Annotated in this window: 1 pseudogene; it reads left to right on the top strand. The window is 45.8% G+C overall.

Features of this window, described 5'->3' with window-relative positions:
• Window positions 1-779, top strand: a pseudogene (locus ACFIKB_RS09465) (filamentous hemagglutinin); the annotation flags it as partial.

Genomic DNA, 779 nt, shown 5'->3' with positions numbered 1-779 from the left:
GCCATTTTCTCCTTAGATGGGGATTTTATCAATAAGTTTGCCGATGTCATTGCTGAAGACAATCTCATCATCCGTGGGTTTAGTGGAGAGCGGGCTGGTCATGTGATTAACAGCTCAGGGCTTTTAGAAGCTGTCTCAGGCGATATGATCTTCGATGTCTCAGCGCTTACCAACATGCGTGAAGGCGGGGTTAAAGTTAGCGATAAAGTGGTTTCTCACAGTTACGTGCGAGGAGAATGGGAAAATATCCCAAATGTTGATAAACACACAAGGATCAAGAAAAATATCGACACCACGATCATTCGTCAGCAGCCTCATTTTACCAATAATGCTGCACAGATTTTGGTAGGAGGTCATCTGACAATTAATGCCGGTGATATCCGCAATAGCTATAGTTTAATTGCTGCCAATGGCAACATTGTGATGCATGGCGATACCTTGCTCAATGAGGGGCGTGATTTAATCGAAACAACCAAGATTGTGACTGAAACACGCTACAGACATAAGCAATGTAGTCTCGCACATCCAGCATGTATAGGGCACGATGCAGACGAATGGGACGGTCCTACTTTTACCCAAACACCCAAACGTACCTATGATGCTGTTTATGGCACGATTGAAGCTGGTGGCACGCTTGATGCCAAGTTGACAGGCTATATTGACAATCATGCGGTGCGTGAGGGGGTTGAGCAAGTTGGCTTAAGCTCTGGCGATCAAGGTTTGGCTGGGGGACAAACACCCGATTTTGACGGTTCCAAACCACTGATTAGCAATGATCG

The sequence above is a fragment of the Bartonella sp. MR110HLJHH genome, from assembly GCF_042194225.1.
GTDB lineage: Bacteria > Pseudomonadota > Alphaproteobacteria > Rhizobiales > Rhizobiaceae > Bartonella > Bartonella grahamii.
The sequence above is the reverse complement of the archived record's forward strand: the minus strand, read 5'-3'. Positions and strand labels throughout refer to the sequence as shown.